This is a genomic window from Anaerovibrio sp. (assembly GCF_045637405.1).
Classification (GTDB): Bacteria; Bacillota; Negativicutes; order Selenomonadales; family Selenomonadaceae; genus Anaerovibrio.
In genome coordinates, this window is sequence record NZ_JAZTZI010000065.1 from 1 (window position 1) to 1509 (window position 1509).

Here is a 1509-nt window from a genome sequence, read left to right on the forward strand (position 1 = left end):
CGGTTTGGTTGTTATGGTTGTTGGCCTGATTTCGGCCTTTTTAGGGGTCCTTTATGCCACCATGGAAGTGGATATGAAACGGATTTCGGCCTATTCCTCCGTGGAGAATATGGGCATTATTTTTGCGGCCTTTGGCTGTGGTATGGTTCTCTATGCCATGCAGCAGCCAATTATCAGTATCGTGGCCTTTACGGCAGCCTTGGTGCACGCTGTTAGCCATAGTCTGATGAAGGGCTTATTGTTTATGAGCTCCGGGGCAGTAATGCACGCCACCGGCAGCAAGAATATCGAATTAATGGGTGGTTTGGCGAAAAACATGCCATATACGGCCCTGTTTACCTTAGTAGGCTGCATGGCCTTGTCCTCCTTGCCATTTACCAGTGGGTTAGTAGGGGAGTGGCTTACTCTGCAGAGCTTTATTACCTTGGCCCAGCAGGCGGCCAATCCAGAGCTTAGACTGTTGGTAATATTTGCCTTCATTATGTTGGGACTTACCGGAGCTACGGCTTTGGGCTGTTTTGTGCGCCTATATGGTACCGCCTTTTTGGGACGGGCCCGGTCCAATATTGTGGACAAGGCCCACGAAATGCCAGTCTTTATGTTATTGGGTATGGGCCTTGAGGCTGTATTTATTGTAGCCATCGGTGTAATGCCAGATATTTTGGTTAATATGATGCAGCAGGTATTTTCCGGCATTGCTGCTGTCTCCATGGGCACCCCATTGGGAATTATCTGGGGTGGCAGCGGTCACTATGCTATTTATAGCCCTGGTATTATTTTCATTATGTTTGCTCTTATTGGGGTATTTATGGTGGCTGCCCTGTATCGTTCCAGCACCTTTGTGAAGCAGGATGTAACCTGGAACTGCGGTACGGTACCTACCAGTCGTCAGCAATACTCCGCCACTGGTTTCAGTAAACCATTGCGCCGGGCCTTTGAGGGAATTTTGAGTCCTCAGCGGACCCGAACCTATTTGCGCAAGGAGCATGCGTATTTTGGCCGGAAATTGCGCTATGATTTGTCCATTCCGGACCTGTTCAATGACAAGCTTTATAAGCCTATGCAGCAATGCATGATTAATTCCTCCTCGGCTTTCCATAAAATTCAGGAGGGCAGTGTGAGCCTGTATATTGGCTACACCATGGTAGCCATGATTGTAGTACTGATTTGGGGGGTATTGTTATAATGGAAACTTTAATGACAAGCCTGGGCCTGAATCTGGTACAGGGCATTCTTTTATTGATCTTTGCCCCATTGGTGGCAGGAATAATTAACAAAACGAAGGCTCGCTTGCAAAAACGTCGGGGAGCCAGCATTTTTCAGGAATATTTTGATATTTGCAAATGGTGGAAAAAGGCCACGGTACTTACGCCATATACCAGTGTGATTTTCATATTGGCACCAGTGGTGTATTTTATGACCAGTCTGTACGCGGCCACCATGGTTCCAGGCTTTCTCACCGGGCAGTTTACCGTGGGGGATGCCTTCATCTTCGTGTATATTTTGGCG

At 47.7% G+C, this 1509-nt stretch carries 2 protein-coding genes; both read left to right on the forward strand.

The window, feature by feature from the left end; all coding sequences use genetic code 11:
- On the forward strand, positions 1-1186 hold a 1186-nt coding region (locus ACKI5G_RS04905), incomplete at its 5' end, for a proton-conducting transporter membrane subunit (RefSeq protein ID WP_407398194.1).
- Positions 1186-1509 (forward strand): NADH-quinone oxidoreductase subunit H (locus tag ACKI5G_RS04910; protein WP_407398196.1); only part of this gene is annotated, 324 nt, incomplete at its 3' end. The genes ACKI5G_RS04905 and ACKI5G_RS04910, both read left to right, overlap by 1 nt.